This window comes from Solibacillus cecembensis (genome assembly GCF_050272495.1).
Taxonomy (GTDB): domain Bacteria; phylum Bacillota; class Bacilli; order Bacillales_A; family Planococcaceae; genus Solibacillus; species Solibacillus cecembensis.
The window spans coordinates 80947-106035 of the sequence record NZ_JBNNMF010000010.1 but is presented as its reverse complement, the minus strand read 5'-3'; the positions used below and the strand labels follow the sequence as shown (position 1 = coordinate 106035).

25 protein-coding genes are annotated in these 25089 nt (G+C 36.3%); 22 read left to right on the top strand and 3 right to left on the bottom strand.

What is annotated here, in order from left to right; genetic code table 11:
• The first annotated feature begins 106 nt into the window (after window positions 1-106).
• The 4 genes from ACQKIH_RS10815 to ACQKIH_RS10800 all read left to right on the top strand — a co-directional run bounded on the left by ACQKIH_RS10815 (window position 107) and on the right by ACQKIH_RS10800 (window position 5618).
• Complete coding sequence (locus ACQKIH_RS10815; protein ID WP_427765841.1) at window positions 107-793, top strand: response regulator transcription factor; 687 nt, start codon at window positions 107-109, stop codon at window positions 791-793.
• On the top strand, window positions 780-2831 hold the full coding sequence (locus ACQKIH_RS10810; protein ID WP_427765838.1) for a HAMP domain-containing sensor histidine kinase: 2052 nt from the start codon (window positions 780-782) through the stop codon (window positions 2829-2831). The genes ACQKIH_RS10815 and ACQKIH_RS10810 overlap by 14 nt, the downstream gene beginning before the upstream one ends.
• A 364-nt stretch (window positions 2832-3195) precedes the next feature.
• Window positions 3196-4062, top strand: coding sequence for a DMT family transporter (locus ACQKIH_RS10805; RefSeq protein ID WP_427765835.1), 867 nt, complete (start codon window positions 3196-3198; stop codon window positions 4060-4062).
• Window positions 4063-4187: 125 nt separating this feature from the next.
• Complete coding sequence (locus tag ACQKIH_RS10800) at window positions 4188-5618, top strand: alanine/glycine:cation symporter family protein (protein WP_057986449.1); 1431 nt, start codon at window positions 4188-4190, stop codon at window positions 5616-5618.
• A gap of 60 nt (window positions 5619-5678) precedes the next feature.
• Here ACQKIH_RS10800 and ACQKIH_RS10795 read toward each other — a convergent pair whose 3' ends face one another.
• Window positions 5679-6533, bottom strand: a complete 855-nt coding sequence (locus ACQKIH_RS10795) for a 5'-methylthioadenosine/S-adenosylhomocysteine nucleosidase (RefSeq protein ID WP_427765831.1) — start codon at window positions 6531-6533, stop codon at window positions 5679-5681.
• A gap of 297 nt (window positions 6534-6830) precedes the next feature.
• Between ACQKIH_RS10795 and ACQKIH_RS10790 the strand changes: the two genes are divergently transcribed.
• Window positions 6831-7481 (top strand): hypothetical protein, encoded by a 651-nt coding sequence (locus ACQKIH_RS10790; RefSeq protein WP_427765828.1) that lies wholly within the window; start codon window positions 6831-6833, stop codon window positions 7479-7481.
• Window positions 7482-7591: 110 nt separating this feature from the next.
• On the opposite strand, the gene ACQKIH_RS10785 is transcribed toward ACQKIH_RS10790, so the two are convergent.
• Window positions 7592-8071 carry a GyrI-like domain-containing protein gene (locus tag ACQKIH_RS10785; RefSeq protein WP_057986434.1) on the bottom strand — a complete coding sequence of 160 codons (480 nt, stop codon included), beginning with the start codon at window positions 8069-8071 and terminating at the stop codon, window positions 7592-7594.
• Window positions 8072-8181: 110 nt separating this feature from the next.
• Between ACQKIH_RS10785 and ACQKIH_RS10780 the strand changes: the two genes are divergently transcribed.
• The 7 genes from ACQKIH_RS10780 to ACQKIH_RS10750 all read left to right on the top strand — a co-directional run bounded on the left by ACQKIH_RS10780 (window position 8182) and on the right by ACQKIH_RS10750 (window position 15152).
• Entirely contained in the window at window positions 8182-9144 is a 963-nt protein-coding gene (locus tag ACQKIH_RS10780) for a helix-turn-helix transcriptional regulator (RefSeq protein WP_427765824.1), read from the top strand.
• A gap of 211 nt (window positions 9145-9355) precedes the next feature.
• Window positions 9356-10096, top strand: a complete 741-nt coding sequence (locus ACQKIH_RS10775; protein ID WP_427765918.1) for a MerR family transcriptional regulator — start codon at window positions 9356-9358, stop codon at window positions 10094-10096.
• The gene (locus tag ACQKIH_RS10770) at window positions 10089-11798 is read left to right on the top strand and encodes an ABC transporter ATP-binding protein (protein ID WP_427765821.1); all 1710 of its coding nucleotides are present in this window, start codon (window positions 10089-10091) and stop codon (window positions 11796-11798) included. The genes ACQKIH_RS10775 and ACQKIH_RS10770 overlap by 8 nt, the downstream gene beginning before the upstream one ends.
• Before the next feature lie 51 nt (window positions 11799-11849).
• On the top strand, window positions 11850-12410 hold the full coding sequence (locus tag ACQKIH_RS10765; protein ID WP_427765819.1) for a GNAT family N-acetyltransferase: 561 nt from the start codon (window positions 11850-11852) through the stop codon (window positions 12408-12410).
• A gap of 261 nt (window positions 12411-12671) precedes the next feature.
• A complete protein-coding gene (gene pdxS, locus ACQKIH_RS10760; RefSeq protein ID WP_057986423.1) occupies window positions 12672-13559 on the top strand; it encodes a pyridoxal 5'-phosphate synthase lyase subunit PdxS in 888 nt (295 codons plus the stop codon).
• 190 nt (window positions 13560-13749) lie between these two features.
• Window positions 13750-14946 carry a class I SAM-dependent rRNA methyltransferase gene (locus tag ACQKIH_RS10755; protein WP_057986421.1) on the top strand — a complete coding sequence of 399 codons (1197 nt, stop codon included), beginning with the start codon at window positions 13750-13752 and terminating at the stop codon, window positions 14944-14946.
• 35 nt (window positions 14947-14981) lie between these two features.
• Entirely contained in the window at window positions 14982-15152 is a 171-nt protein-coding gene (locus tag ACQKIH_RS10750) for a hypothetical protein (protein WP_427765816.1), read from the top strand.
• Between the two features lie 72 nt (window positions 15153-15224).
• Here ACQKIH_RS10750 and ACQKIH_RS10745 read toward each other — a convergent pair whose 3' ends face one another.
• Entirely contained in the window at window positions 15225-15548 is a 324-nt protein-coding gene (locus ACQKIH_RS10745) for a BRCT domain-containing protein (RefSeq protein WP_427765813.1), read from the bottom strand.
• A 172-nt stretch (window positions 15549-15720) separates the two neighbouring features.
• On the opposite strand from ACQKIH_RS10745, the gene ACQKIH_RS10740 reads away from it, so the two are divergent.
• From ACQKIH_RS10740 to ACQKIH_RS10695, 10 genes are all read left to right on the top strand, one after another.
• On the top strand, window positions 15721-16623 hold the full coding sequence (locus ACQKIH_RS10740; RefSeq protein ID WP_057986413.1) for an ADP-ribosylglycohydrolase family protein: 903 nt from the start codon (window positions 15721-15723) through the stop codon (window positions 16621-16623).
• Window positions 16624-16719: 96 nt separating this feature from the next.
• Window positions 16720-17208 (top strand): LURP-one-related/scramblase family protein, encoded by a 489-nt coding sequence (locus tag ACQKIH_RS10735; protein WP_057986411.1) that lies wholly within the window; start codon window positions 16720-16722, stop codon window positions 17206-17208.
• 147 nt (window positions 17209-17355) lie between these two features.
• On the top strand, window positions 17356-17862 hold the full coding sequence (locus ACQKIH_RS10730; protein WP_427765809.1) for a cupin domain-containing protein: 507 nt from the start codon (window positions 17356-17358) through the stop codon (window positions 17860-17862).
• A gap of 344 nt (window positions 17863-18206) precedes the next feature.
• Window positions 18207-19691, top strand: a complete 1485-nt coding sequence (locus tag ACQKIH_RS10725; RefSeq protein ID WP_057986407.1) for a malate:quinone oxidoreductase — start codon at window positions 18207-18209, stop codon at window positions 19689-19691.
• 164 nt (window positions 19692-19855) lie between these two features.
• A complete protein-coding gene (locus tag ACQKIH_RS10720) occupies window positions 19856-20329 on the top strand; it encodes a methylated-DNA--[protein]-cysteine S-methyltransferase (RefSeq protein WP_427765806.1) in 474 nt (157 codons plus the stop codon).
• Window positions 20330-20339: 10 nt separating this feature from the next.
• Entirely contained in the window at window positions 20340-20939 is a 600-nt protein-coding gene (locus tag ACQKIH_RS10715; protein ID WP_427765804.1) for a class I SAM-dependent methyltransferase, read from the top strand.
• Between the two features lie 259 nt (window positions 20940-21198).
• Window positions 21199-22410: an ABC transporter substrate-binding protein gene (locus ACQKIH_RS10710; RefSeq protein ID WP_057986402.1), complete on the top strand. Its 1212-nt coding sequence runs from the start codon at window positions 21199-21201 to the stop codon at window positions 22408-22410.
• An 83-nt stretch (window positions 22411-22493) separates the two neighbouring features.
• Entirely contained in the window at window positions 22494-23369 is an 876-nt protein-coding gene (locus tag ACQKIH_RS10705) for a branched-chain amino acid ABC transporter permease (RefSeq protein ID WP_057986400.1), read from the top strand.
• 11 nt (window positions 23370-23380) lie between these two features.
• Entirely contained in the window at window positions 23381-24319 is a 939-nt protein-coding gene (locus ACQKIH_RS10700; RefSeq protein ID WP_057986398.1) for a branched-chain amino acid ABC transporter permease, read from the top strand.
• The gene (locus ACQKIH_RS10695; protein WP_057986396.1) at window positions 24316-25089 is read left to right on the top strand and encodes an ABC transporter ATP-binding protein; all 774 of its coding nucleotides are present in this window, start codon (window positions 24316-24318) and stop codon (window positions 25087-25089) included. The genes ACQKIH_RS10700 and ACQKIH_RS10695 overlap by 4 nt, the downstream gene beginning before the upstream one ends.

The window sequence follows — 25089 nt, the reverse complement described above, 5'->3', positions numbered from 1 at the left end:
TAAGAATTAATGTGTGTGTTTGTTAAGATTTAATTAGTATCATAACCTTATACGAATCCTATAGGGGTGATTGCGGGAACCTAAAGAGTTGGAGGAGTGAATGGAATTGAACATTTTGATTTGTGATGATGATAAAGAAATTGTAAGAGCGATTAGCATTTATTTAGAAAATGAAGGATATCAAGTATTCAAAGCGTACGACGGGATTGAGGCAATTGAGCTTGTTCAAGAACATGTGATTCACCTCATTATTATGGATATTATGATGCCAAAAATGGACGGGATTACGGCGACGATGAAAATTCGGCAAGAAAATATGATTCCGTTAATTATGCTTTCTGCTAAGTCGGAGGATCATGATAAGATACTCGGGTTAAATATTGGGGCAGATGATTATATGGCCAAGCCGTTTAATCCATTGGAACTGATGGCCAGAGTGAAATCGCAGCTAAGACGGTATACGACATTTGGCAGTCTTGAGGTGAGTAATCACGTATTTCAAACGGGAGGGCTTACGATTGATGATGAACAAAAGGTCATTTCCGTTGATCATGCTGAAGTTCATTTAACACCAGTGCAGTATAAAATCGTAAAGCTTCTCACAGCAAATGCGGGGAGAGTATTCACAATTGAAGAAATTTACGAAAGGGTATGGAATGAAAGGGCTGTTAATCCAGAAAATACAGTGGCGGTTCACATTCGTAAAATTCGTGAAAAAATTGAAATTAATCCGAAAGAGCCAAAATATTTAAAAGTTGTGTGGGGAGTGGGGTATAAAATTGAGAAATATTAGTCATGCGCTTATTACGAAAGTGATTGTGTTTTTACTTGCGGTCGTTTGTATAACGGGGACAGTGAAGACGATTGTTAATATGGAAGTAAATGAGGTTCATCTTAGTAGTATTAATCAAGATAATTATTTTGAAAGCCGAGCATTTGCGGATGAGAGTTACGGTATAATTTCCCCTTTAGCGCAATTAATCGGTAAATATAAAAGTGAAGAACATATTTTAAGTGGTAAGACACTAACTGAAGAAGAGATTAGAGAAATTGAAAGAAATTTAGTAATGAATTTAAGTTATCCATACGAATATAATGACAATTTGAGTGAAAAGGAAAATCATCGCATATTTAAAGAAATATATGCTGATGACATCAATCGTAAAAAAGACGAAAGCATGAGAGAGCAGGTAAGGGAATTTTACCGGTTACTCAGCACTTTAGAAGCAAATAAAGGGATCATCTATTATGCGAGTAACGGTGAGCAAGTATTTTCTAATAGTGGATTTAATAAGAAAGAACAATTTGAGGCGTATAATACGTATATGCTATTTGAGGATTATCAACAAAAGATGGTCCCAAATGAAGCGAAAGAAAGTCGATATTTTGATTACTTTACGCATGAAATTGATAGGCTGAATCCACAAACAGATGTCATTTACATGGCGTATAAAGAACCTTACTTACAACAAAAAATACAAGAGTGGGAAAGTAATAAAGCAATTTCTAAACGCTTACTTAATGAATTCCTTGTATATGTAGCAGGATTAATTTTAACTTTTGTTTATTTAATTATAGTGATTGGCAGAACATCATTTAAAGATAAAGAAGTTCATTTGAATGTTATGGATAAACTATATAATGATCTCAATATTGTAATCGTCATTAGTTTAGTTTCGATGTCGATCGCGTTAGTTATTGAAGGGTTCCACGATATATATATGCTTCTTACAGTACCTATTTTTAGCATAGCCTTACTGCTGATTTTATCACTCGTTAAGCATATCAAAAATAGATCAATACTTTCACATACACTCATTTATCAACTGCTTAAAAAGGCATTTCTTGCTGTAAAACATGTCTTTGATAGTGGGAGTACTGGTGTGAAAGTTGTACTGCTTGTCATCGGCTATCCAGTATTAGTTGCGGCAACATTTTTCATTTTCCCAATTACGATTGGTCTTGCAGCTTGGCTTGCACTAAAGAAAGTGAAGTCGTTTAACCGCATTAAAGAAGGCGTAGAGCAAATTAAAAATGGCGAGCTTCATCACCGAATTGAAGTGGGTGGTAAAGGTGAGTTTAGCGGGCTTGCAACGAATATTAATCGTATTACCGAGGGATTAAATAAGTCAGTGGATAGTGGGATTAAGAGCGAGCGTTTAAAAACAGAGCTCATTACAAATGTTTCTCATGATATCAGAACACCATTGACGTCCATTATTACGTATGTCGATTTATTAAAAATCGAAAATAATCCTGAAAAAATTGCTGAGTATATCGATGTGTTAGATCAAAAATCGAAAAGACTTAAAAGTTTAACGGATGATTTATTCGAAGCGGCGAAAGCTTCAAGTGGTAGTATGCCTGTTCAGTTAGAACGAATTGATATCGTATCATTATTAACGCAAGGCATAGGAGAGATGGATGAAAAAATTGAAGCGTCGGCATTAGATTTTAAGTTAGCTCACCCAACAGAAAAGGTGTATGTGGAGGCTGATGGCAAACTGCTATGGCGCTCTATCGAAAATTTATTCTCGAATATTTTTAAATACGCACAGCCTGCATCAAGGGTGTATATTGATGTAGAAGATTTAGAAAATGAAATAAGTGTAACCTTTAAAAACATTTCAGCATATGAATTAAATATTTCAGCGGATGAGCTAATGGAACGCTTTACGCGCGGAGATGAATCAAGAACGAGCCAAGGTAGCGGGTTAGGGTTATCGATTGCCGAAAGCCTAATTAATATTCAGCGCGGCAAGTTCATCGTTCAAGTTGATGGCGATTTATTCAAAGCGATGATTTATTTACCGAAGTTTACAAAAGAATAATTTAACTTGATTCAGCAGAATCAAGTTAAGCCCCGGCGGATGTCACAGATTTTTAAGGGAAGTTTTTCGAGCGAGCTCGAAAAAATCTGGACGCAATTACGCCGAGGCGTAATTGATATGGAGGAATAGGATGTGAGTATGTCCTATTCTTTTTTTGTGTTTAATCGAATATTAAAACTGCAATTCGACAAGTAAGGGACAACTATATTACAAGTTTGTGGAGTATTTTTAATCGGTTTATCTCTTTGTAAAAAGGGATAAACTTGTTAAATATAGTTCACACATCCAATCAAAAATGTATACTATAAACCCGAGTAAGTATAGAATAGGACAGTTAGCATTTGGTGTAGAGAGGGTGATCAATATGTTCAAAGCATATGCTTGGCTAACAGTTTGTGTGATGGTATGGGGAAGCAACTTTGTATTTGGGAAGATGTTAGTACAAGACTTTTCTCCAACGTTATTAACGATGCTTAGACTGCTATTTATTGTACTATTTTTAATGGGAATATCATTATATAAAAAACACTTTAAACGAGTGAATAAATCGGATTTACTCATCGTTATTTTACTAGGGGTTATTGGTGTTTTTATTAATCAATGGTCTTTTTTTGTGGGGTTACAAACAGCTGATCCAACAACTTCTGCATTAATTTTGGCAACTACTCCCATTTTAACGGGTGTATTAGCAGCTATTTTCTTGAAAGAAAAATTAACGATTCGTATGTTTTTGGGATCCATTGTAGCACTCCTCGGTATTTATTTCGTTGTAGCAAAAGGAGATATATCTTCTTTGCATATTGATAAAGGTCTATTTTGGATTGTTCTAACGATGATAACATTCGCTATTATGATTATTATGACGAGGCTCCTTTCTCATAGAATAGATCCACTTACGATTACGTTATATTCAAATGTTGTCGGTTTCATTGTGTCTATTCCTTTTGCTTTTACATTGGACAAGCCTTTACATGTAAGCACACAGCTGTCAGATTGGCTATTTCTCATTGGAACGGCCGTTGTTGTGCATGGTATCGCAACATTAATTTGGAATCATAATATTAGACATGTCGACGCTTCAAAGGCTTCGATATTATCCAATCTAGAGCCTTTTGTAGCAATGGTTATGGGATTAATCTTGCTATATAAACCAATAACAGGAGCGGAAATATTAGGTTCACTATTTATTGTTGGAGGAGTCGTTTTATCTACATATCAACGGAAAAGGTGAGGTAAGTTAAAAATTTGATAAATATGTTAATATAATAATTAGCATGTTATAATTTATTTTGTTGTAAATGTATACTAATTTATTTCAATGGCAACTAGATACTCTTAAATGAAGGAAGTGAATCTATGGATTGGTTTGGCAATATATTGAATGAAATAAATACATTATTATATTCATATGTATTAATTATATTGTTAGTAGGAACGGGTATATTTGTAACCTTTAAAACAAAGTTTATTCAATTTAGATTAATTCCAGAAATGTTTAAACTCATTACAGAAGCAGCACCAACAGATAAGTCAGGGAAAAAAGGAATATCTTCTTTCCAAGCCTTTACAATATCTGCGGCATCTCGTATTGGAACTGGGAATATAGCGGGTGTTGCGACGGCAATTGCTCTAGGTGGTCCTGGTGCGATATTTTGGATGTGGATGATTGCGCTAATTGGGGCGGCATCTGCATTAATTGAAAGTACATTAGCACAAGTATATAAAGTGAAAGACAAAAATACTGGATTGTTCCGTGGTGGCCCTGCCTATTATATGGAGAAGGGTTTAAATAAAAGATGGATGGGTATTCTTTTTGCCATCGCGATTACAATCACTTACGGTTTTATTTTTAATGCAGTACAGGCAAATACGATTTCCATTGCTTTTGAAGATAGTTTTGGTATAAATCGTGTTGTTGTAGGTTTAATACTAGCGGTTTTAACAGCAATTATTGTCTTTGGTGGGTTAAAGAGAATTGTAAGCTTTACACAAGTAGTTGTTCCGGTCATGGCAATTTTGTATATTGTACTTGCACTCATTGTTGTAGTCTTAAATATTTCTGAACTTCCGAATGTGTTTGTCCTAATTATTAAATCTGCCTTCGGTTTGGAAGAAGCTTTTGCCGGAATGATAGGAGCAGCCATTATGAATGGGATTAAACGTGGTTTATTCTCCAATGAAGCAGGGATGGGTTCTGCACCGAATGCAGCAGCAACTGCATCTGTTTCCCATCCAGTAAAGCAAGGTTTGATTCAAGCACTTGGTGTATTTATTGACACATTAGTAGTATGTACTGCAACTGCTGCAATCGTATTACTAGGTGATGCATATCTTCAATCTGACGCTACTTCAGTCAATTTAACTCAAGCTTCTTTAGTTGGAAACTTAGGTGATTGGGCAGGGAGTTTCTTAGCAATCATTGTATTTATGTTTGCCTTCAGTACAGTTATTGGTAATTACTACTATGGTGAATCGAATATTCGATTTATTAAAGAGTCAAAAATGGGTTTATTAGTATTCCGTATATTTGTCGTATGCTTTGTTATGTTTGGCTCAATTGCAAAGGTACAAGTTGTATGGGATTTAGCAGATCTATTTATGGGCATTATGGCTATCATCAATTTAATTGCTATTCTGTTACTTTGGAAAGTGGCCAAACCGGTTATTGATGATTATTTAAAACAACGTAAACAAGGAAAAAATCCTATTTTCTATAAGAAAAACATACCTAATATTGGAGAAGTTGAATGTTGGGGAGAAGATGAGGAAATAGAAAAAAATCGTTAAATGAAAGAGAGTGCCCATTTTTTACGGGGCACTCTCTTTTTAGTATTGTTTAATTTAGATTTACTTTGCAATTTCCTTTACAACATCGATTGTAAATTCTGCCCCGTAATGACCAGCTTTTTCTAAGTCTTCAATATTGTCATCTGTTACTTCAGAGTTAGAAATTGTTCGTAATGAAAGGAATGGAACATCTAGTAAATGAGTAACTTGAGCAACAGCAAATGCTTCCATTTCTTCACCGCTAGTTCCAAAGTTTTCGTGGAACCACTGAATACGGTCAATTTCTCGATTCCACCAGTCACCACTTCCGATAACTCCCTCTACAACGTTCCCATGTTTATATTTGTCAGCTACATTTTTAGCGGCTTCAACAAGTTTTGGATCACTTGGTAATGAAGAATAGTTTTGTGTCTCTCCATTTTCATTTTTAAGTTCTGTTGCCATATGAATCCAGTTTTCTGGTTTCATCCCTTGCCCATCTTCCATACGTTCAGAACGGAAGCTTCCGATATTGATAACTTCTGTAGCAATTACTGTATCGAATACGTGAATATCCGGATCATGTCCACCAGCTGTACCTTGATTGATTACTACTTTAGGATTATATTTTTCAATTAGTAAAGTAGTTGATGCCGCTGCATTAACCATTCCCACTTCTGTTTGAGATACTACAACCGGAATACCTTCAATTTCACCTATATAAAATGAGAAATTACCGTGTTTCTCCTCTTTATAATCACCCATTGCTTTTAAAAACTCTGAAACTTCAACTGCCATTGCTCCTTGAACAGCAATTGGTTGTTCTTTTGTCTGTTGCTTGTCTAGTTCAGTAGACTTTTCTTCATTAGCTGAACATCCGACTAACAATAAAAGTAAGATAGCAATATTCGTAAATAACTTAAAAATCTTGTTCATTATTTCTATTTCCTCCGCGACATTTGGTTAAACACGAACATTAACCGGTTTAACGTTATGATAGTTTGCATTTAGGAGTATACTATATTAGAAAAACTTTAACAAGGGAGAATTTTAAATAAAACTTATAAAATCTAATTGATAGTGAAGATTTTTTCGAGCTCGCTCGAAAAACACCCCTAAAAAATCTGTGACATCCGCTGGGGTTTGAACCTCCATTGAATCAAGTTAAATGAAATATTATTAAGTTTACTTTAAATAATAAAGGAGAATTATTAAGTAAAATTGAAAGATTAAATGGGTATAGGAGGGATTGTTATAACGATAATAAACAAGTTAGCAACACAGCTTAATCGTAGGGATGAAGAACCGAATATTGAGCTAGCACATGAATTAGTTAACAAAAATGATCATGAAGGTATTGAAGAAGTAATTCAAAATTTATTTAATAAGGATAAAGGAATTCAGCAGGATTGTATGAAAGTAGCATATGAAATTGGAGAAATGAAACCTGAACTGATAAGTGAGTATGCGTTAATTTTCATAGACCTTCTAAAAAGTCGTAATAATCGTTTAGTTTGGGGAGCGATGACCGCATTATGTAACATTGCCCTAGTAGCATCTGAGACTATTATGGACCATATTGAACTTTTATTTTCAACAGTGAAAACCGGCTCAGTTATTACTGTTGATAAAGGAGTCTTAACTCTAGGCAAGTTAGCATCCGTAAACAAACAAAACAATGAGCGGATTTTTCCGTTCTTACTCACCCATTTAGCAACATGTAGATCAAAGGAAATTCCTCAGCATTCTGAAAGTACCATCATTGCCGTAACAGGTGATAATAAAGAACAATTTTTAGCTGTGTTAAAAAATAGAGAAAATGAACTTACAGCACCCCAATTAAAAAGAGTCAAAAAGGTATATAAAATACTTGAGGTAGATTAATAAAATTTCAAGGGAAAAAGAACAGCATCTCTAACTTTGATGAGATGCTGTTCTTTTAATTGGAAAGCTAAATGAAGAAAGAAAACGGATAAAAGAGAGCCTTTTTCCAGTTACTTTTTAATAACAGGAATCCACATTTCACCAAATACTAAGCCGTCTCGCTGCCCCATTTCAACTACTGTATTTGGCCCACCAACATAGGCGAAGTCCTTTACTTCTGGTAAAGCTTTACCGAAAGCAAGACCAGTAAGTGTATTACTCAATTCAGTAGCAGTTTTCGCTTCCCCTTTAACAACGAGGTATTCGCCCGTAGGAAATTCAATAATTCTTGATACTTCTTGTATAGATGATTCAGCCATAACCCCAGCATAATGCATCATTTTATTATTAACGGCTTCATTCACGGAAAAAATATAGTTATTTGTTGCAATCGCTTTTAAAGCATCAAGTCGTCCATCTTGTGCAATCGCTGACCAAAAATCATTTTTTTCTTTGTTTATGCCAGCAAAGTCTGTGTAATCACTCTTCAGTTCAACCCCAATACCTAAAACTGTAAAGCCGTCTTTCTTTTCTAACGTATAATTTGCCATATTCAAAACCATCCTCTTTGTTAAATTATTCAAATGATTTTTCTTTTCACTTGATAAGATTATAATAACTTTAAATCATGTCAAAAAATGATACCTTTTAGGAGACTAAGATGAAAAAAGTTGAACGAATTAATACGATCATGCGGTATATCAACAACCGCGCCCACTTTACAATTTCTGAAATCATGCGGGACTTTAACATTTCTCGTTCGACAGCTATTCGAGATATTCGAGAAATTGAAGCTATGGGAATGCCACTTGTCGCTGAAGTTGGAAGGGATGGCGGTTATTTTGTCATGAACAACTCTGTCCTGCCAACTGTTCGTTTTACAGACAATGAGATTAAAGCCCTTTTTATTGCCTTTATGGCCACAAGAAATCAACAACTTCCATATTTAAAAAGTCGTCAATCTTTAGCTGAAAAGTTACTAGGTCTCATTTCAGAAAACCAGCAAGATGATCTTGTCCTGTTAAATCAAATCTTGCTTTTTGAAGGAACGAACCCTATTAATCCCGATCTGCTGGAGCTATCCGACTTGCCACATCCAATGTTGGAAAAACTTATTCAAATCCTCCTTTTGGATAGTTATTTATTGATTACTATTGAAGAGAATAGGGCAATCAAATCGTATCCAATATATCTTTTGTATCTCTATCATGAGAAAGGCGTTTGGTTCATTGAAGGCTTTAACTTAAACGATGAAAGTAGAAGGATTTTCCCCGTCGACAATTTGACCAATGTTAAACCATACGCTACGAAAAAAAGAATAAGTAAGAAAAAGATTTTAGAAAAGCTAACTAATCAGGAAGAAGTAATTAATCTTGTCCTTGAACTCGGTCCAAAGGCAATTGCCCAGTTCAAAAAATACCACCCTCTAAATATTTCAATTTCCTATACGAACCCTTATCAAGCGACAGCCATTGTAAAAACTTTTATTAATGTAAATAATTCAGAGGAATTGACGGACATAATAAATTGGCTGCTCTTTTTGGGTGGGGATATTAATATCAAGGAAATGCCAGCAGATATTTTAACAGGTTTACAAGAAAGACTATGTTTATACTGTCCATAATTGGCGTTAGTTAAAACTTTTAAGGCTCTAAATTTTTCCATTTGTTTAATTGGTGTATAGGGCATTATATGATGGAAATAAATAATCTAACTTAAACAATAACTTCAAAATCCCATTGAAAAGTGGATATTTACTTTTCAGTGGGATTTTTCTTTCCACTTGCATCTAACGTAACGTAAGATTTTATAATGGAGCAAAGGGAGTGGATTTTATGTATTCGATTGGGCAATTTGCGAAAAAAACAGGATTAACAGTGCGGGCATTACGATTTTACTCGGATAAGGGACTACTTGAACCTTGTCATATAACCGAAGCAGGACACCGTTTTTATAACGATGAAAGCATTGTACGAGTACAAAAAATAATGACGTTAAAGTATTTGGATTATTCACTTGAAGATATAGAGGTGTTATTTTCAAAAGGAGAAATCGGGTTAATTGAATCGTTACAGTTTCAGCGGAATCAGTTAGAGAAAAAGAGAAAGCAACTTGATAATGTCATTGGATATTTAGATCAGGCCATTGCAATTGGTGAGCGCAGTGAGACGATTGAGCCAACTTTATTTTTGTCAGTCATTCATAATTTGCTGAAGGAAGAGGAGCAGAAGGAATATTTACAATCTTATTTACCGGAAGCGCTTGTTGATAAAATTTATGATTATTTTGGAATGAATTTAATTGAGATGAATCACCAATATATTCAGCTAACACATCAACTAAAACAAGCCTATATAGAGCCAGTTCCAGATAAGTATTTACAGTCTTTAATTGAACAGTATTCCATGATTATTCCTCAGGAAATAGCTATGGAAATTGCAGAAGCATTAAAGGATAGTGATCTTACACAAATGGATGAGTGGCTATTCCCTTCACCATTTTCCCAAGATGAAGAGGAGTGGTTTCTAGAACAGGCAGAGCGTTTAGGATTATATGGGGGTTACGATGATGAATAGTTCTTACAAGGGAATTTGGCAGCTTGTGCAAAATAGTAAGCTTTTGAAAAGGCTTATGATTGGGACGCTGCTATTAAGCATTTTTGAAACATTAATCGGGCTCGGTGTACCACTCATTACAATGCGCATGATTAATGACTTTTCAACTATCGGTTTTTCATTGCAAGCTATTTTGCTCGTTGGTGTATTTCTTATTTTTCAAGCGGTACTTGGTGGTGTTACGTTTTATATGATGCGCAAATTGGGCGAGCGTATTGTTGCGAATTTACGTAGTACGGTGTGGGGGCATGTGTTACGTTTAAAAGTACCTTACTTTGATGCACATGAATCGGGCGAAACGATGAGCCGTATTACGCAAGATACGAATGTCATTAAAGCGCTTATAACAGATCATTTTATTAGTTTTGTTTCAGGCTTATTTGCGATTGTCGGTGCAGTTGCGATCTTAATTTGGATTGATTGGAAGATGACGTTACTTATGTTAATAGCAGTGCCATTAGCAATTGGTGTATCATTACCACTTGGTCAACGCATGAATAAAATTGCAAAGGCGAATCAAGATGAATTGGCAAAGTTTAGCGGGCATTTAGGGCGTGTGTTAACGAATATTCGTCTTGTAAAAACTGCACAAACAGAAAGCTTTGAGCAACAAAATGGCGAACAAAGAATTCAAAAGCTTTATTTATTTGGATTGAAGGAAGCGCGTATTATGGCTGTGTTATCACCAATAATGACGCTTATTATGATGGTGGTGTTAATTTTATTATTTGGTTATGGTGGTGCAAAAGTATCGACGGGCGCGATTTCAGCTGGTGAACTTGTCGCAATTATGATTTACCTCGTGCAAATTATTATTCCGTTTACACAAATGGCAACATTTTTTACAGCCTTACAAAAGGCCATGGGTGCAACGGAGCGTGTGCAGGAGATTTTGCAGCAACCGATTGAGACAGGTGGTAATGCTGTCGTGGTACAAAATAATGAATCGATCGTATTTGACCGTGTTGCTTTTGGATACAATGAGAAGCCACTCCTTGAGGAAGTATCATTTGAAATTCCAATGGGTAAAACGACGGCTTTTGTTAGTGCAAGTGGTGGCGGAAAAACGACGATGTTTTCATTAATGGAGCGCTTTTATGATACGACAGGTGGAGAAATTCGATTTGGTCAGCAACCAATTGATCAAATGGATTTAGCAAAATGGCGTGGATTGTTTGGCTATGTAACACAGGAATCCCCTTTGATGAATGGGACGATTCGTGACAATGTAACGTATGGCAGTGGGCAAGTTTCAGAGGGGGAGATTGAGGAAGCGCTAAAAAATGCAAATGCATGGGATTTTGTGAACGAGCTGGAACAGGGATTAGCAACAGAAGTTGGTGAAGGCGGTATTAAATTATCCGGTGGGCAACGTCAGCGGATTGCCATTGCCCGCGCATTGTTAAGAAATCCAGCCATTTTATTACTAGATGAAGCAACATCAAATTTAGATAATGATGCAGAACGTGAAGTACAAAAAGCGCTAGAACAAGTGATGATAGGGCGTACAACGGTAATTATTGCTCACCGCTTGTCTACAATTACACATGCCGATCAAATTTTAGTATTTGAAGACGGACGAGTGACTGGTGCAGGTACACATAGTGAATTGCTTCAAAAACATTCCTATTATCAGCAACTAATTCAACTGATGATTCATTAATCGTAAATAAAACGGGTGTGGTAAAATATTACTTAAAAGGGGTTGATACGAATGGAACAAACATTTCCGTTGCTTGAAACAGAGCGCTTAGTTTTAAAGGAAATTACTGTAGAAGACGCGCCAAGTATTTTGAACTATTTATCTGATAAAGAAGTGATGAAATATTATGGATTAGAGCCTTTTCAAACTGTAAAAGATGCGATAGATGAAATTTCATGGTACCAATCAATATTGAGTAATAAAACAGGCATTCGTTGGGGAATTACAGTAAAGGGTCAACTAGAAGTAATCGGAAGCTGTGGTTTTTTAAATGTGGATGCGCAACATGCGAGGGCTGATATTGGTTTTGAACTAAATCAAACGTATTGGGGTCAGGGGATCGCAAGTGAAACACTAAAACCAATTATTACATATGGTTTTAATCAATTACAGCTACAAAGAATACAAGCACTAATTGAACCAGCAAATACCGCATCTCAAATGTTAGTAGAAAGACACGGATTTGTAAGGGAAGGCTTGTTAAGAAGTTACGAATATACTTGTGGCAAATATGATGATCTGTATATGTATTCGTTGCTAAAACGAGATTTTGCAATGGCAAATAATAAGTAAAGTTTCTAATTCAATAAAAGCTGCTCGAAAACTAATTTTCATTTTAGGTTTTCGGGCTTTTTTAATTCATTCCATATTATATGAATACTCATCGTGTACCCGCACTGCATAAGACATCTTCTGGGAGTTTAACTTCTCAACAATGGTTGAAATGATATAACTGAAAAATCTGACCCTTCCATTTTTATGTAAATTGGCTATTTATTAAGGGTTAAATATAGCTATACTAAAACTATACTAACCACAAGGAGATGTTGAGAAATGAAAATTTCATTAGGGTCAGATGTAGTGCGAAAAGGGATGTCACTTATCCAAAATGGTGGTGTCATTATGGATGTAATGAACGCAGAGCAAGCGAAAATTGCTGAAGCAGCAGGGGCAGTCGCTGTTATGGCATTAGAACGTGTACCATCTGATATTCGTGCAGCTGGTGGGGTAGCTCGTATGGCAGATCCGCGTATTATGGAAGAAGTAATGCGTGCAGTATCTATTCCGGTAATGGCAAAAGCGCGTATTGGTCATATCGTTGAAGCACGTATGTTGGAGGCAATGGGTGTTGACTTTATCGATGAAAGTGAAGTATTAACACCTGCTGATGAGGAGTATCATTTATTAAAGAGTAAATATACAGTACCATTTGTATGTGGCTGTCGTGATTTAGGCGAGGCAGCACGCCGAATTGGTGAAGGTGCAGCAATGCTACGAACAAAAGGTGAGCCAGGTACAGGGAATATCGTCGAAGCAGTGCGCCATATGCGAAAAGTAAATGCACAAGTTCGTGCCGTTGTTGCGATGAATGATGATGAACTAATGACAGAGGCAAAAAATTTAGGTGCACCGTATGAAGTATTACTAGCGATTAAACAAGCAGGTCGTCTACCCGTTTCGAACTTTGCAGCTGGTGGTGTATCAACACCTGCAGATGCAGCATTGATGATGGAATTAGGAGCGGATGGTGTATTCGTTGGTTCGGGTATTTTTAAAGCAGAAAACCCAGAAAAGTTTGCCACTGCTATCGTTCAAGCGACAACCAATTATCAAGATTATGAATTAATAAATAATGTTTCACGTGGAATCGGATCACCGATGAAAGGAATTGACATTCGGGGTTTAGCACAACATGAGCGAATGCAGGACCGCGGCTGGTAATAATAAATAAATAGTATGTTAAAAGTGTAAATTAAAACGGTCCTTCCGCTTTGATGTACACTTTTTTTGTACAACAAAAAAGATAGCTGTTTTATGATAATAGCCATATGTACTTTCAATAGAATCAATTTCGCTTTTCCCTGAAAAACATGCCATAATAGATAGATTATGAAACAGTGAGGATGACTCGATGGAACAGATACGTGAATTATATGTAAATCCAAAATTTATTAAGCAAATGACGAATGGTTATCCGCTTATTTTAAAAGAAGCGGTTGATATGCCAGAAGTGGCGATTGCAGAAGGAACAATTGTACAACTACTCGATGCACAAGGCGGTTATATTGCGACAGGCTATTATGGTGAGCAAAATAAAGGCATTGGTTGGGTACTATCCCGCAAACAAAAAGAAGTAATTGATGTGCGTTTCTTTACGAAAAAGATTCGTGAAGCGGCTGAAAAACGTGCAGATTTTTTTGCATCAGAAGACACGACTGCTTTCCGTGTATTTAACGGAGAAGGTGATGGCGTTGGTGGTTTAACAATCGATTTCTTCAATGGGTTTTATATGGTGAGTTGGTATAGCGAAGGGATTTATGCTTTCCGTGATGTAGTGTATGAAGCATTAAATAAGGCACTTAATACGCGCGGTATTTATGAAAAATTACGCTTCAATACAAACGGCCAATATGTGGAGCAAGATGATTATGTATCTGGTGAAAAAGGGGACTTCCCATTAATCGTTTTAGAAAATGGCATGAACTTTGCGGTTGATTTAAACGACGGGGCGATGACTGGTATTTTCCTAGATCAACGTAATGTTCGTAAAGCACTACGCAATCAATTCTCAATGGATAAAACGGTGTTAAATACATTCTCATATACAGGTGCCTTTTCGGTAGCAGCAGCACTAGGTGGCGCATCAGGTACGACGAGTGTTGATTTAGCGAAACGCAGCTTGTCTAAAACAATTGAACAATTTTCAGTGAATGAAATTGACTATGAATCACAAGATATTAAGGTAATGAATGTATTTGATTACTTTAGTTATGCAAAGCGTCATGATTTGAAGTTTGATGTTGTCGTACTAGATCCACCGAGTTTTGCACGTACAAAGAAAATGACATTCAGTACAGCAAAAGATTATCCGAAGCTATTAACAGATGCACTTGCGATTACAAATGATCACGGTATCATTATTGCTTCAACGAATAACGCGAGCTTTGACATGAAAAAGTTTAAAACATTTATTGATAAAGCGTTTAAAGATGCAGATACACAATATAAAATTATAGAACAACATCAGCTACCAGAGGATTTTGTTGTACCACATAACTTCCCGGAATTTAACTATTTAAAAGTTGTAATCATTCAAGTCATAAACTAAAAGGATCAATAATTATGAAATATAATAAAACAATTATGCTAAAACTTATTAATGAGCATCGTGAGTTACATGACGAGCTAAAAAGATTAAAAGCAGAAATGGGCTTAGAAAAAAGCTTTGCAATTAAGGCAGTGTACCACTCATTTGTTGCAAGCGATGGTCCGTATATTAGAGATTATCAAGATTTAGAACGCCTACAGAAATAACTGTATTTAGCCGATTCGGGATAGTTAGAATCGGCTTTTTTCTATTTTAAAAACAGCATTGGGCAAACTTTACTAATTTTCCATCGAAAGTAACCACAGAAAATCATCTTCAACAAGCAATTGAATATCAATGCCAAGATCAATTAGTTGTTCTGCTTTTTGCTGTTTTGTGCTTATACCACGACGTTTATTTCCGAGTATAACGAAATCGGTTTCTGCTGTAACAGCACCTTGTAAAATTCCCCCGTAGGCATTCACTCTTTTTGCAGCTTCCGACCGAGTCATTGTAGAAAGAGCCCCTGTAAAAACGAATTGTTTCTTATAAAAAGGATGTCTTAAGCGTTCATTTGAATTTGTAAGATAGACGACATCTAAGTTGTTGTTATCTTTATGCATATTAAATCTCCCTAACTTTCATTAATGTTGCCGATACACCTATTATGACATTTTCAATCATTCATTGACAAAAGCATCGTATTGAAATACTAATTTTGGTAAAATGAACACAAAAGAAATAAACGGAATACTCAATACAATATTTTTGAGTAATGAATGGAGGTGCATACATATGAATAAACGAAAACGAGCATTATGGGGATTTATTATCGGTGATGCGTATGGTGTACCGATGGAGTTTATGGAGCGAGATTCTTTTGAAATTCATGACATGATTGGCTATGGATGTTGGGATGTACCAGCTGGAACATGGTCGGATGATAGTGCGATGACGCTTATTACGATACAGCATTTAATTGAAGATACATCCATTGCCGATTTAAAACGTGCTTTTTGTAATTGGGTCTATCGTGGACACTGGTCATACAATGATGAACCCGCATTTGATGTTGGCATGACGATTGCAGAAGTTATTAGCAGATGGGAAACAAAGGGACTTTTTGAAGCAGCAAAAGACGATGATCAATGCAATGGCAATGGTGCTCTTATGCGCATTCTTCCAATTGCCCTTTATAGCTATGGACGTGCAATTGAGGATCGCTATGTAAAGGATTATGCAACATTAACACACGGGCATATTCGTTCGACACTTTGTTGTTTCCATTATACATATATGGTGCATGCGTTAATGGACGACTTGTCATTGGAAGCTAGCTTAGCACGTGCAAATGAACAGCTACTTATTAAATTGAATGAGTACCCTGAAGAAATGGTCCATTTTGAACGAATCTTGAATATTGCTGCGTTATCACGAGAGGATATTCAAAGTAATGGTTATGTCATTCATACACTTGAAGCGGTTTATTGGAGTTTGTTGAATAGTGAAAGCTATTATGATGCCATTTTCAAAGCGGTGCATTTAGGCAATGATACGGATACAATTGCTGCAATTACAGGTGGCCTTGCGGGTATTTATTATGAGGAATTAAATATTCCAAATGACTGGATGGCACTCATTCCAAAGCAAGAAGAAATCGATCATCTCATTAATCGTTTTGTGAAAGTTATTTTCTAAATGTAAAATTTTTGAATCTTTTTATATGTTCGCTCGTAATTGTATAAAGGGAAAGTAAAGCACGACGGTTTTGTTAAATTGAAGGGGGCGTATTTTATGAAGCAACTTTATATTAAACAAAAGGTGTTCAGTCTTGGTGGTAAGTTTACGGTAAAGGATCAGCAGGAAAATGACCGATATTACGTGGAAGGCAGCTTCATGCAAATTCCAAAAACGTTTTCGATTTTCAATGCAACGAGAGATGAAGTCGCGCTCATTACGAAAAAAGTATTTAGCTTCTTACCAAAGTTTTTTGTTGAGGTAAATGGTCGAGAAGTGCTGACAATCCAAAAGGAATTTTCACTTTTCAAGGCACGCTATACGATTGAAGCAGCAGGCATCGAAATTAATGGGAACTGGTGGGACATGAATTTTCAAGTGCTGCAGCATGGAGAAGTTATTGGCAAGGTGAGCAAGGAATGGTTCACATGGGGTGATAGCTATAAGGTCGATATTTTAAATGATGAGATGGAGACTATAATTATTGCGATTGTTGTGGCCATTGATTGTGTGAAAGCGGACCAAGCGGCTTCTTCCTCGGCTTAAAGGATGTTCTGAAAATCTGTACAGGTGAAATCAAATGCCTGTACAGATTTTTTTAGGTTAGAAAGATGTTGAATGCCCTTGTAATCATCTTTATTTCGTATATACCAAATAGTAATATAAAAGTTATTTGGAAAAGGGAGAGGAAATATGCAACGTACAGTAAAAAATAAAGTGACAGGTGAACAAATTACATTTTTAGAAACGGCAGAAGAAACAAATGGTCGTTACTTGTATATTGAAGTGTCATTACCACCTCAAGGAGACGGACCACCTCTACATATACATGATGAGTTTGAAGAAGAGTTTGAAGTCATTTCAGGTAGATTAACAGTTACGTTAGGGAAAGAGCAGCATGTTTTAATGCCAGGCGATCGTCGTATAGCAGCCCTTAAAACGCCGCATACATTTACAAATAATCACGATGAACCAGTTGTTTTTCGTGTGCGTCTAACACCGCCCAGTCAATTTGAGCAATCAGTTCGAATTCACTATGGCTTAATTGATAATGGATTAGTCGATAAAAAGGGAAACCCAAAGGAAATAGCACATACGGCGTTAATATTATCGATGCAAAATACGCTAATTGTAGGTATTCCGTTTTGGCTACAACGCAGGATTTTTAAAATGGATTGTGAAGCGTGCGAAAAAGAATAATCGCTATGCAGGATTTTCAAAATATATAGGAAAATCGATATAGAAAAAAATAGAAGCTATAACGAATCCGTTTTTTACTTTTAACGGAAAATAAATTCCATGTATTCTTCCAATACAAAAAATGCTCACAATTGCTAGAGATTTCTTGAAATTAGTAAGCTTTTCAATAGCTTAGTACTAAGCCAACCTGAATATATTTTAATCTTTTAACAATTGTGTTACACTACAATGAGTTAAAAAATGATACAGAAAAAAATAGGCGCAATTATTTTTTTAGTCGAACATTAAAGTGAGCGCTTACATTATTTCTGCAAATCGTAATATATATATAAGGGAAGGTAAATATGAGTAACAAGCATATTAAATCAGACGTTATTTTAATTGGTGCCGGTATTATGAGTGCGACTTTAGGTACAATGCTTAAAGAATTAGCACCCGAATGGAAAATCACAGTATTTGAGCAGTTAGGTAAAGCAGGAGAGGAAAGCTCTCACGAATTAAACAATGCAGGTACAGGACATGCTGCATTATGTGAGCTTAACTATACAAGTGAAAAGTCAGATGGCTCTATTGATATTACAAAAGCAATTGCAGTAAATGAACAATTCCAAGATTCACTACAATTTTGGTCACATCTTGTGAAAAATGAACAAATTAAAAATCCTCAAGATTTCATTATGCCAATACCTCATATGAGTATGGTTCAAGGGGAAAAAAATGTTGAGTATTTAAAAAAGCGTCATGAAACAATGATTGCAAACCCTCTATTTAAAGGAATGGAATACTCAGAGGATGCAGCGACATTAAAACAATGGATTCCATTAATTATGAACGATCGTAAATCAAGCGAACCGATTGCAGCTACAAAAATCGATTCAGGTACGGATGTAAACTTCGGTGCATTAACGCGTATGTTAATCACGAATTTACAAAGCCAAGATGCAGATGTGAATTATAACCATAGCGTTAAAGGTATAAAACGCTTGCCAGACGGTTCTTGGGAAGTGAAAGTACATGACAAAGAGACGCATAAAATGGAGTATCATTCAGCTAAGTTTATATTCTTAGGTGCTGGTGGTGGTAGCTTAGAGTTACTACAAAAAACAGGTATTCCTGAAAGTAAGCATATCGGTGGATTCCCTATTAGTGGTCTATTCTTAGTATGTAACAATCAAGAAATCGTTGAACAACATCACGCAAAAGTGTATGGTAAAGCGGCAGTTGGTGCACCACCAATGTCAGTACCTCACTTAGATACACGTTATATCGATGGTAAAAAGTCATTATTATTTGGCCCATTTGCAGGATTCTCACCTAAATTCTTAAAAACAGGTTCAAACATGGATTTAATCGCAACTGTAAAGCCACATAACCTAGTTACATTATTAGCTTGCGGTGCGAAAAATATGGACTTAACAAGCTATTTAATCGGTCAAGTATTATTATCAAAAGAAAAACGTGTTGAAGAATTACGTAGTTTCGTTCCAGGAGCGAAGAGTGAAGATTGGGAAGTAATCGTAGCTGGTCAACGTGTACAAGTAATTAAAGATACAGACGCTGGTAAAGGTACATTACAATTCGGTACAGAAGTTGTAAGTGCACAAGATGGCTCAATCGCAGCATTACTTGGTGCATCTCCGGGTGCTTCAACAGCAGTTTCGGTTATGATAAAGGTAATCAAACAATGTTTCCCAGAGGAAATGAAGAAGTGGGAACCAAAGCTTAAAGAAATGATTCCTTCATATGGTAAGAAACTTGCTGAAAATCCAGAACTGATTAAACAAGTTCACGCTTCAACAGCTGAAACATTAGGCTTACACAAGAACTAATTCGTTATAAAATAGAGAGGACCTTTAATCATACATAAGATTAAAGGTTCTTTTTTTGTATTGAAGAAGGAATCGTATAGCACACTAATGCACAATCAGTATATTAATGAACTGAAATTTAGTAAAATACTTAAAATAAGACGTATTTAAACGGAGGAAAAGATATGTACAAATTAGATTTTCCATCACCACTTGGCATAGTTGAAATTACGAGCACAGAGAACGCGATTACATCGGTAATTTTTGCCGAACGAGAGCAAGCAATTTATGAACAAACGGGTGAAACACCAGCTGTATTAAAGGATTGCTATGATCAACTAATACAATATTTTAACGGTGAGCGTACGGAATTCAACGTTCTATATGAAATGAATGGCACAGACTTTCAGGAAAATGTTTGGAAGGCTTTAACGACAGTACCTTTTGCCAAAACCGAATCTTATAAAGATATTGCAATTAAAGTAGGCAATGAAAAGGCTGTACGTGCAGTAGGAACAACGAATGGAAAAAATCCCATAAGTATCATTGTGCCATGTCATCGTATTATTGGTGCGAATGGTAAACTAACAGGTTATGGAGGCGGTCTATGGCGAAAAGAATGGCTGCTTGAACATGAGAAAAAAACGGCGAAAGAATAGGATTGGTTAAATGAATGAGCAGCAATATGAAAAACAATTAAATATTAATACATCGGGCTTTCAGTATGGTTTTCCAAAATTAGCACAGTACCACCGCTATGAGCCAACACCTTATAGCGGATTGGACCAATTATTTGAGCATTACATATTACCTGAAAATGCATGTCTTGTTGATATCGGCTGCGGAAAAGGACGTGTACCTATTTACGTGCACGACCAATTTCAAATACCAGTAGTCGGAATTGAAATGGATCAAAAGTTTTTTGTAGAGGCCGAGCATAACTGCGAGCAATATTTAAAGAAAAATAAAAAGAATGGTGCATCGATTCAATTTATTAATCAACTAGCAGAAACTTATAAAATAGCTGATAAAGATAATGTATTTTTTTTCTTTAATCCATTCTCGATTCATGTTTTTCGGCAGGTGATGAATCATATTTTGGATTCATTGGAACGGAAAAAGCGAGTGATTGATATTATTTTGTATTATCCTGCTCCAGAATACATGCTCTATTTGCAGCAAGAATTAGCCTTAAATTGCCTTGTAGAAGTTAAATTAGCGGATGAAAAAAATGAAAATGAACGAATTATTGTATTTCGAATTTCGTAAATGAATGCCCGTCATATATGAAGGAGTCTGCAAGAATAGTAAGAGTACAATAGTTTTAGTTAGAAAATACTAAATATACAGAAAAATCACACTAGACTAAAAATAAAGTTTCGATTACAATACAGAAGTTAGAATAAATGGATGTCAAAGGTCACGATTCTTTTGTTCAGAAAATTTAAAAAATAGATTGTTAAGATGGTAAGTATTAGGTATAATTATCTGAAATATCTAACAACTCTAGTATTCGGGGGGAATTTTAATGACACAGAAAAACAAAATGAAAAAGTACGGCTCTCTATTTATGGCAACTGCTTTACTAACAGGTGCTCTAGCTGGATGTAATACGGATGAGGATACGAGTTCTTCAGGTGGGAGCGGTAATTCTGCATCAGGTGATGTTATTAAAATCGGTGCAAACTTAGAACTATCAGGTGGTGTAGCATCTTATGGTTCTTCAATTGGTGATGGTGCCAAACTTGCCATCGAAGAAATCAATGCAGCGGGCGGTATTGATGGTAAGCAACTTGAATTAATTACAGTTGATAATAAATCAGAGAACTCTGAAGCAACGACAGCCGCAATTCGTTTAGCTGAAAAGGAACAAGTAGTAGCAATGCTTGCACCAGCTACTTCGGGTAACGCTTTAGCGACAGTTGAAATTGCGAATAAATATAAGGTTCCAATTGTAACAGGATCAGGTACTGCACCAAATGTAACGGTAAATGACAACGGTTCGGTAAATGAATTTGCGTTCCGTACATGCTTCATCGATCCGTTCCAAGGGACAGTAGCGGCAAACTTTGCAACGAAAGATTTAGGGGCGAAAAATGTAGCAATTTATGCGGATAATGCATCGGATTACGCAAAAGGCTTAGCTGCTTCATTTAAAGAAACGGTGTTAGCAAATGGCGGTACAGTCGTTGCTGAAGAGGCATATGTTGCAAAGGATGTTGATTTCAAATCAACATTAACAAATATTAAAGGGAAAAACCCCGACTTCGTGTTCATTCCAGGTTATTACGAAGAGGTTGGCTTAATTGTTAAGCAAGCGCGTGATCTTGGCATTGATGTTCCATTAATGGGGGCAGATGGTTGGGATTCACCAACGTTAATTGATTTAGCAGGTGCCAAAGCATTAAATAACACATACATTACAAATCATTATTCTTCTGAAGATCCTGATGCGAGCATTCAAAAATTCGTTGAAGCATTCAAAGGAAAATATAAAGAAGCACCAAATGCATTCCACGCTCTAGGCTATGATTCAATTTATTTCATTGTTGATGCCATTAAACGTGTAGATGGAGATATTACAGGTGAAGCCATTCAAAAACAACTTGCTGCAACGAAAGATTTAAGCTTAATTACCGGTACCTTCACAGTAGATGAATTCCATAATCCAGTAAAATCTGCTACAGTTCTGGAATTCGTAGATGGCAAACAACAGTTCAACTCTAAAGTTAATCCTTAATTCTGTACAAGTAAGGGAGGGCGAACTAGCCCTCCCTTTTTATTATAGTGTCATATTTCATCATACACAAAGGAGTGAAATTTATGGAATGGATCCAACAACTTGTTAATGGTATTTCACTCGGTAGTATCTACGCGCTTATTGCACTAGGCTATACGATGGTATACGGGATTATTAAATTAATCAACTTCGCACACGGTGACGTATTTATGCTAGGTGCCTTTATTGGCTTTTTTGCCATTGCACGTTGGGAAATGAACGTCTTTTTAGCCTTAATTTTAGCAATGGCTTTATGTGCAATTATTGGCGTTATTATAGAACGTGTTGCGTATAAGCGATTAAGAAATGCAACGCGAATAGCAGCGTTAATTACAGCAATCGGGGTTTCATTACTTATCGAATATACGGTTATCTTCTTTAGAGGAGCATCACCAGCTGCGTATCCGACTGTTTTTGAAACGAGTAATTTTGAAATTTTAGGAGTAAAAATTAGTACGCAATCTATTTTAATTTTATCTGTATCTATTTTCTTAATGGTTTTATTACAATTTATCGTTCACAAAACAAAAATCGGGAAAGCAATGCGTGCGGTATCTCATGATGCAGATGCAGCAAAATTAATGGGTATTAACGTTGATAATACCATTTCTGCAACATTTGCAATTGGTTCTGCATTAGCAGGTGCGGCAGGCGTCATTTTTGGTATTTATTACACACGTATTGACCCGTTGATGGGCGTATTACCAGGGATTAAAGCGTTCATTGCCGCTGTACTTGGTGGAATTGGCATTATTCCAGGTGCAATGGTCGGCGGTTTAGTATTAGGTGTCGTAGAAACAATCGTATCCGCATTAGGCTACTCATTATGGCGCGATGCAGCCGCATTTGTTATTTTAATTCTTATTTTAATTATACGACCATCGGGTATTTTCGGTAAAAATGCTCGAGAGAAAGTGTAGGTGGATAGCGTATGAAAAAATCAAAAGTTTTTTGGAGTTATCTTGCACTAGCGCTAGTAATCTATGCAGTCGTTCAATTTTTAATTAGCGGTAATATGGTGAGTTATGCTAGCCAAAACATGTTAATTACGATGTGTATTAATATTATGTTAGCTGTTAGTTTACATGTTGTAATTGGAATAACAGGCCAGTTCTCAATTGGTCATGCAGGGTTCTTAGCTGTCGGTGCTTATATTTCTGCAATATGTACAATGAAATTAGGGATGCCGTTCGTGACAGCTATTTTAATAGGTGCTGTTGTTGCAGCGCTTGCGGGTCTTTTAGTCGGGATCCCGTCCTTACGTTTAAAAGGGGACTATTTAGCAATTGCGACGTTAGGATTTGCTGAAATTATTCGTATTGTCTTTTTAAATATTGATTATGTCGGTGGAGCAGCTGGAATGCAAGTGACGCATCAATCGACTTGGACGTATGCATTCTTTGGTGTATTTATTACGATATTAGTCATTTCCAACTTTACGAAATCCCGTCATGGACGCGCTTGTATAGCGGTACGTGAAGATGAAATCGCGGCTGATGCCATGGGGATTAACACAACATACTATAAAGTCATTGCCTTTGCGATTGGTTCTTTCTTTGCAGGCGTTGCAGGTGCTATTTATGCACATAACTTCTACATTATTCAGCCAACTGCTTTTGGTTTCTTAAAATCATTTGATATTTTAATTTTCGTCGTATTAGGTGGGTTAGGTAGTTTATCCGGTTCAGTCATTGCAGCGATTTTCTTAACAGCCATTTCGACTTACTTACAAGGGTTCCCAGAGACGCGCATGATTATTTATTCATTAGTTTTAATTTTAGTTATGCTTTACCGTCCAAAAGGATTAATGGGAACGAAAGAAATTACGGACCTCTTTAAGTTTGGTAAAAAAGGAGGAACACGTATATGAGCGCACTTCTTAAAGTAGAAAACTTAGGCATTCAATTTGGTGGATTAAAGGCTGTACAAAATGTCAATTTGCAAATGAATCAAGGAGAGCTAATTGGTTTGATTGGTCCGAACGGTGCTGGGAAAACGACAACATTCAACATGCTGACAGGTGTTTATGCCCCGACAGAAGGAAAAGTGCTTTTTGACGGGAAATCGATTGGTGGATTAGACCCTTATAAAGTAACAAGACAAGGGATTAGCCGGACATTCCAAAATATTCGTCTGTTTAAGGAGTTATCCGTGTTAGATAACGTAAAAGTAGCGAACCACGGACTCGCAAAGCATAATGTGTTATCAAGTATTTTTCGCCTGCCAAGCCATTTTTCAGGTGAGGTTAAAATGGAAGAGGAATCATTAGCTTTTTTAAAAATATTTGGTCTAGAAGGTTTCCGTGACGAGCTTGCTAAAAACTTACCGTACGGGATGCAGCGCCGTTTAGAAATTGCCCGTGCGCTTGCAGCAGGACCAAAACTGCTGTTACTAGATGAGCCAGCAGCAGGGATGAACCCCCAAGAAACGCATGATTTAATGGAACTCATTTCCTTTGTGCGTAAGGAATTTAACTTAACAATTTTACTGATTGAACATGATATGAACTTAGTAATGGGGATTTGTGAGCGGATTTATGTGTTAGACCATGGGCAATTAATTGCGGATGGAACACCAGCTGAAATTCGTTCAAATCCAAAGGTAATTGAAGCTTATCTTGGTGAGGAGGTTACAGAATAA

Coding starts and splice junctions, on each gene's coding strand:
- ACQKIH_RS10770 (WP_427765821.1), top strand. CDS start 10,089: ATGAATAGTTCTTACAAGGGAATTTGGCAGCTTGTGCAAAATAGTAAG.
- ACQKIH_RS10750 (WP_427765816.1), top strand. CDS start 14,982: ATGCTAAAACTTATTAATGAGCATCGTGAGTTACATGACGAGCTAAAA.
- ACQKIH_RS10700 (WP_057986398.1), top strand. CDS start 23,381: ATGAAAAAATCAAAAGTTTTTTGGAGTTATCTTGCACTAGCGCTAGTA.
- ACQKIH_RS10765 (WP_427765819.1), top strand. CDS start 11,850: ATGGAACAAACATTTCCGTTGCTTGAAACAGAGCGCTTAGTTTTAAAG.
- ACQKIH_RS10790 (WP_427765828.1), top strand. CDS start 6,831: ATGGGTATAGGAGGGATTGTTATAACGATAATAAACAAGTTAGCAACA.
- ACQKIH_RS10710 (WP_057986402.1), top strand. CDS start 21,199: ATGACACAGAAAAACAAAATGAAAAAGTACGGCTCTCTATTTATGGCA.
- ACQKIH_RS10775 (WP_427765918.1), top strand. CDS start 9,356: ATGTATTCGATTGGGCAATTTGCGAAAAAAACAGGATTAACAGTGCGG.
- ACQKIH_RS10785 (WP_057986434.1), bottom strand. CDS start 8,071: ATGGCAAATTATACGTTAGAAAAGAAAGACGGCTTTACAGTTTTAGGT.
- ACQKIH_RS10805 (WP_427765835.1), top strand. CDS start 3,196: ATGTTCAAAGCATATGCTTGGCTAACAGTTTGTGTGATGGTATGGGGA.
- ACQKIH_RS10725 (WP_057986407.1), top strand. CDS start 18,207: ATGAGTAACAAGCATATTAAATCAGACGTTATTTTAATTGGTGCCGGT.
- ACQKIH_RS10745 (WP_427765813.1), bottom strand. CDS start 15,548: ATGCATAAAGATAACAACAACTTAGATGTCGTCTATCTTACAAATTCA.
- ACQKIH_RS10705 (WP_057986400.1), top strand. CDS start 22,494: ATGGAATGGATCCAACAACTTGTTAATGGTATTTCACTCGGTAGTATC.
- ACQKIH_RS10780 (WP_427765824.1), top strand. CDS start 8,182: ATGAAAAAAGTTGAACGAATTAATACGATCATGCGGTATATCAACAAC.
- ACQKIH_RS10740 (WP_057986413.1), top strand. CDS start 15,721: ATGAATAAACGAAAACGAGCATTATGGGGATTTATTATCGGTGATGCG.
- ACQKIH_RS10800 (WP_057986449.1), top strand. CDS start 4,188: ATGGATTGGTTTGGCAATATATTGAATGAAATAAATACATTATTATAT.
- ACQKIH_RS10795 (WP_427765831.1), bottom strand. CDS start 6,533: ATGAACAAGATTTTTAAGTTATTTACGAATATTGCTATCTTACTTTTA.
- ACQKIH_RS10715 (WP_427765804.1), top strand. CDS start 20,340: ATGAATGAGCAGCAATATGAAAAACAATTAAATATTAATACATCGGGC.
- ACQKIH_RS10720 (WP_427765806.1), top strand. CDS start 19,856: ATGTACAAATTAGATTTTCCATCACCACTTGGCATAGTTGAAATTACG.
- ACQKIH_RS10730 (WP_427765809.1), top strand. CDS start 17,356: ATGCAACGTACAGTAAAAAATAAAGTGACAGGTGAACAAATTACATTT.
- ACQKIH_RS10755 (WP_057986421.1), top strand. CDS start 13,750: ATGGAACAGATACGTGAATTATATGTAAATCCAAAATTTATTAAGCAA.
- ACQKIH_RS10735 (WP_057986411.1), top strand. CDS start 16,720: ATGAAGCAACTTTATATTAAACAAAAGGTGTTCAGTCTTGGTGGTAAG.
- ACQKIH_RS10695 (WP_057986396.1), top strand. CDS start 24,316: ATGAGCGCACTTCTTAAAGTAGAAAACTTAGGCATTCAATTTGGTGGA.
- pdxS (WP_057986423.1), top strand. CDS start 12,672: ATGAAAATTTCATTAGGGTCAGATGTAGTGCGAAAAGGGATGTCACTT.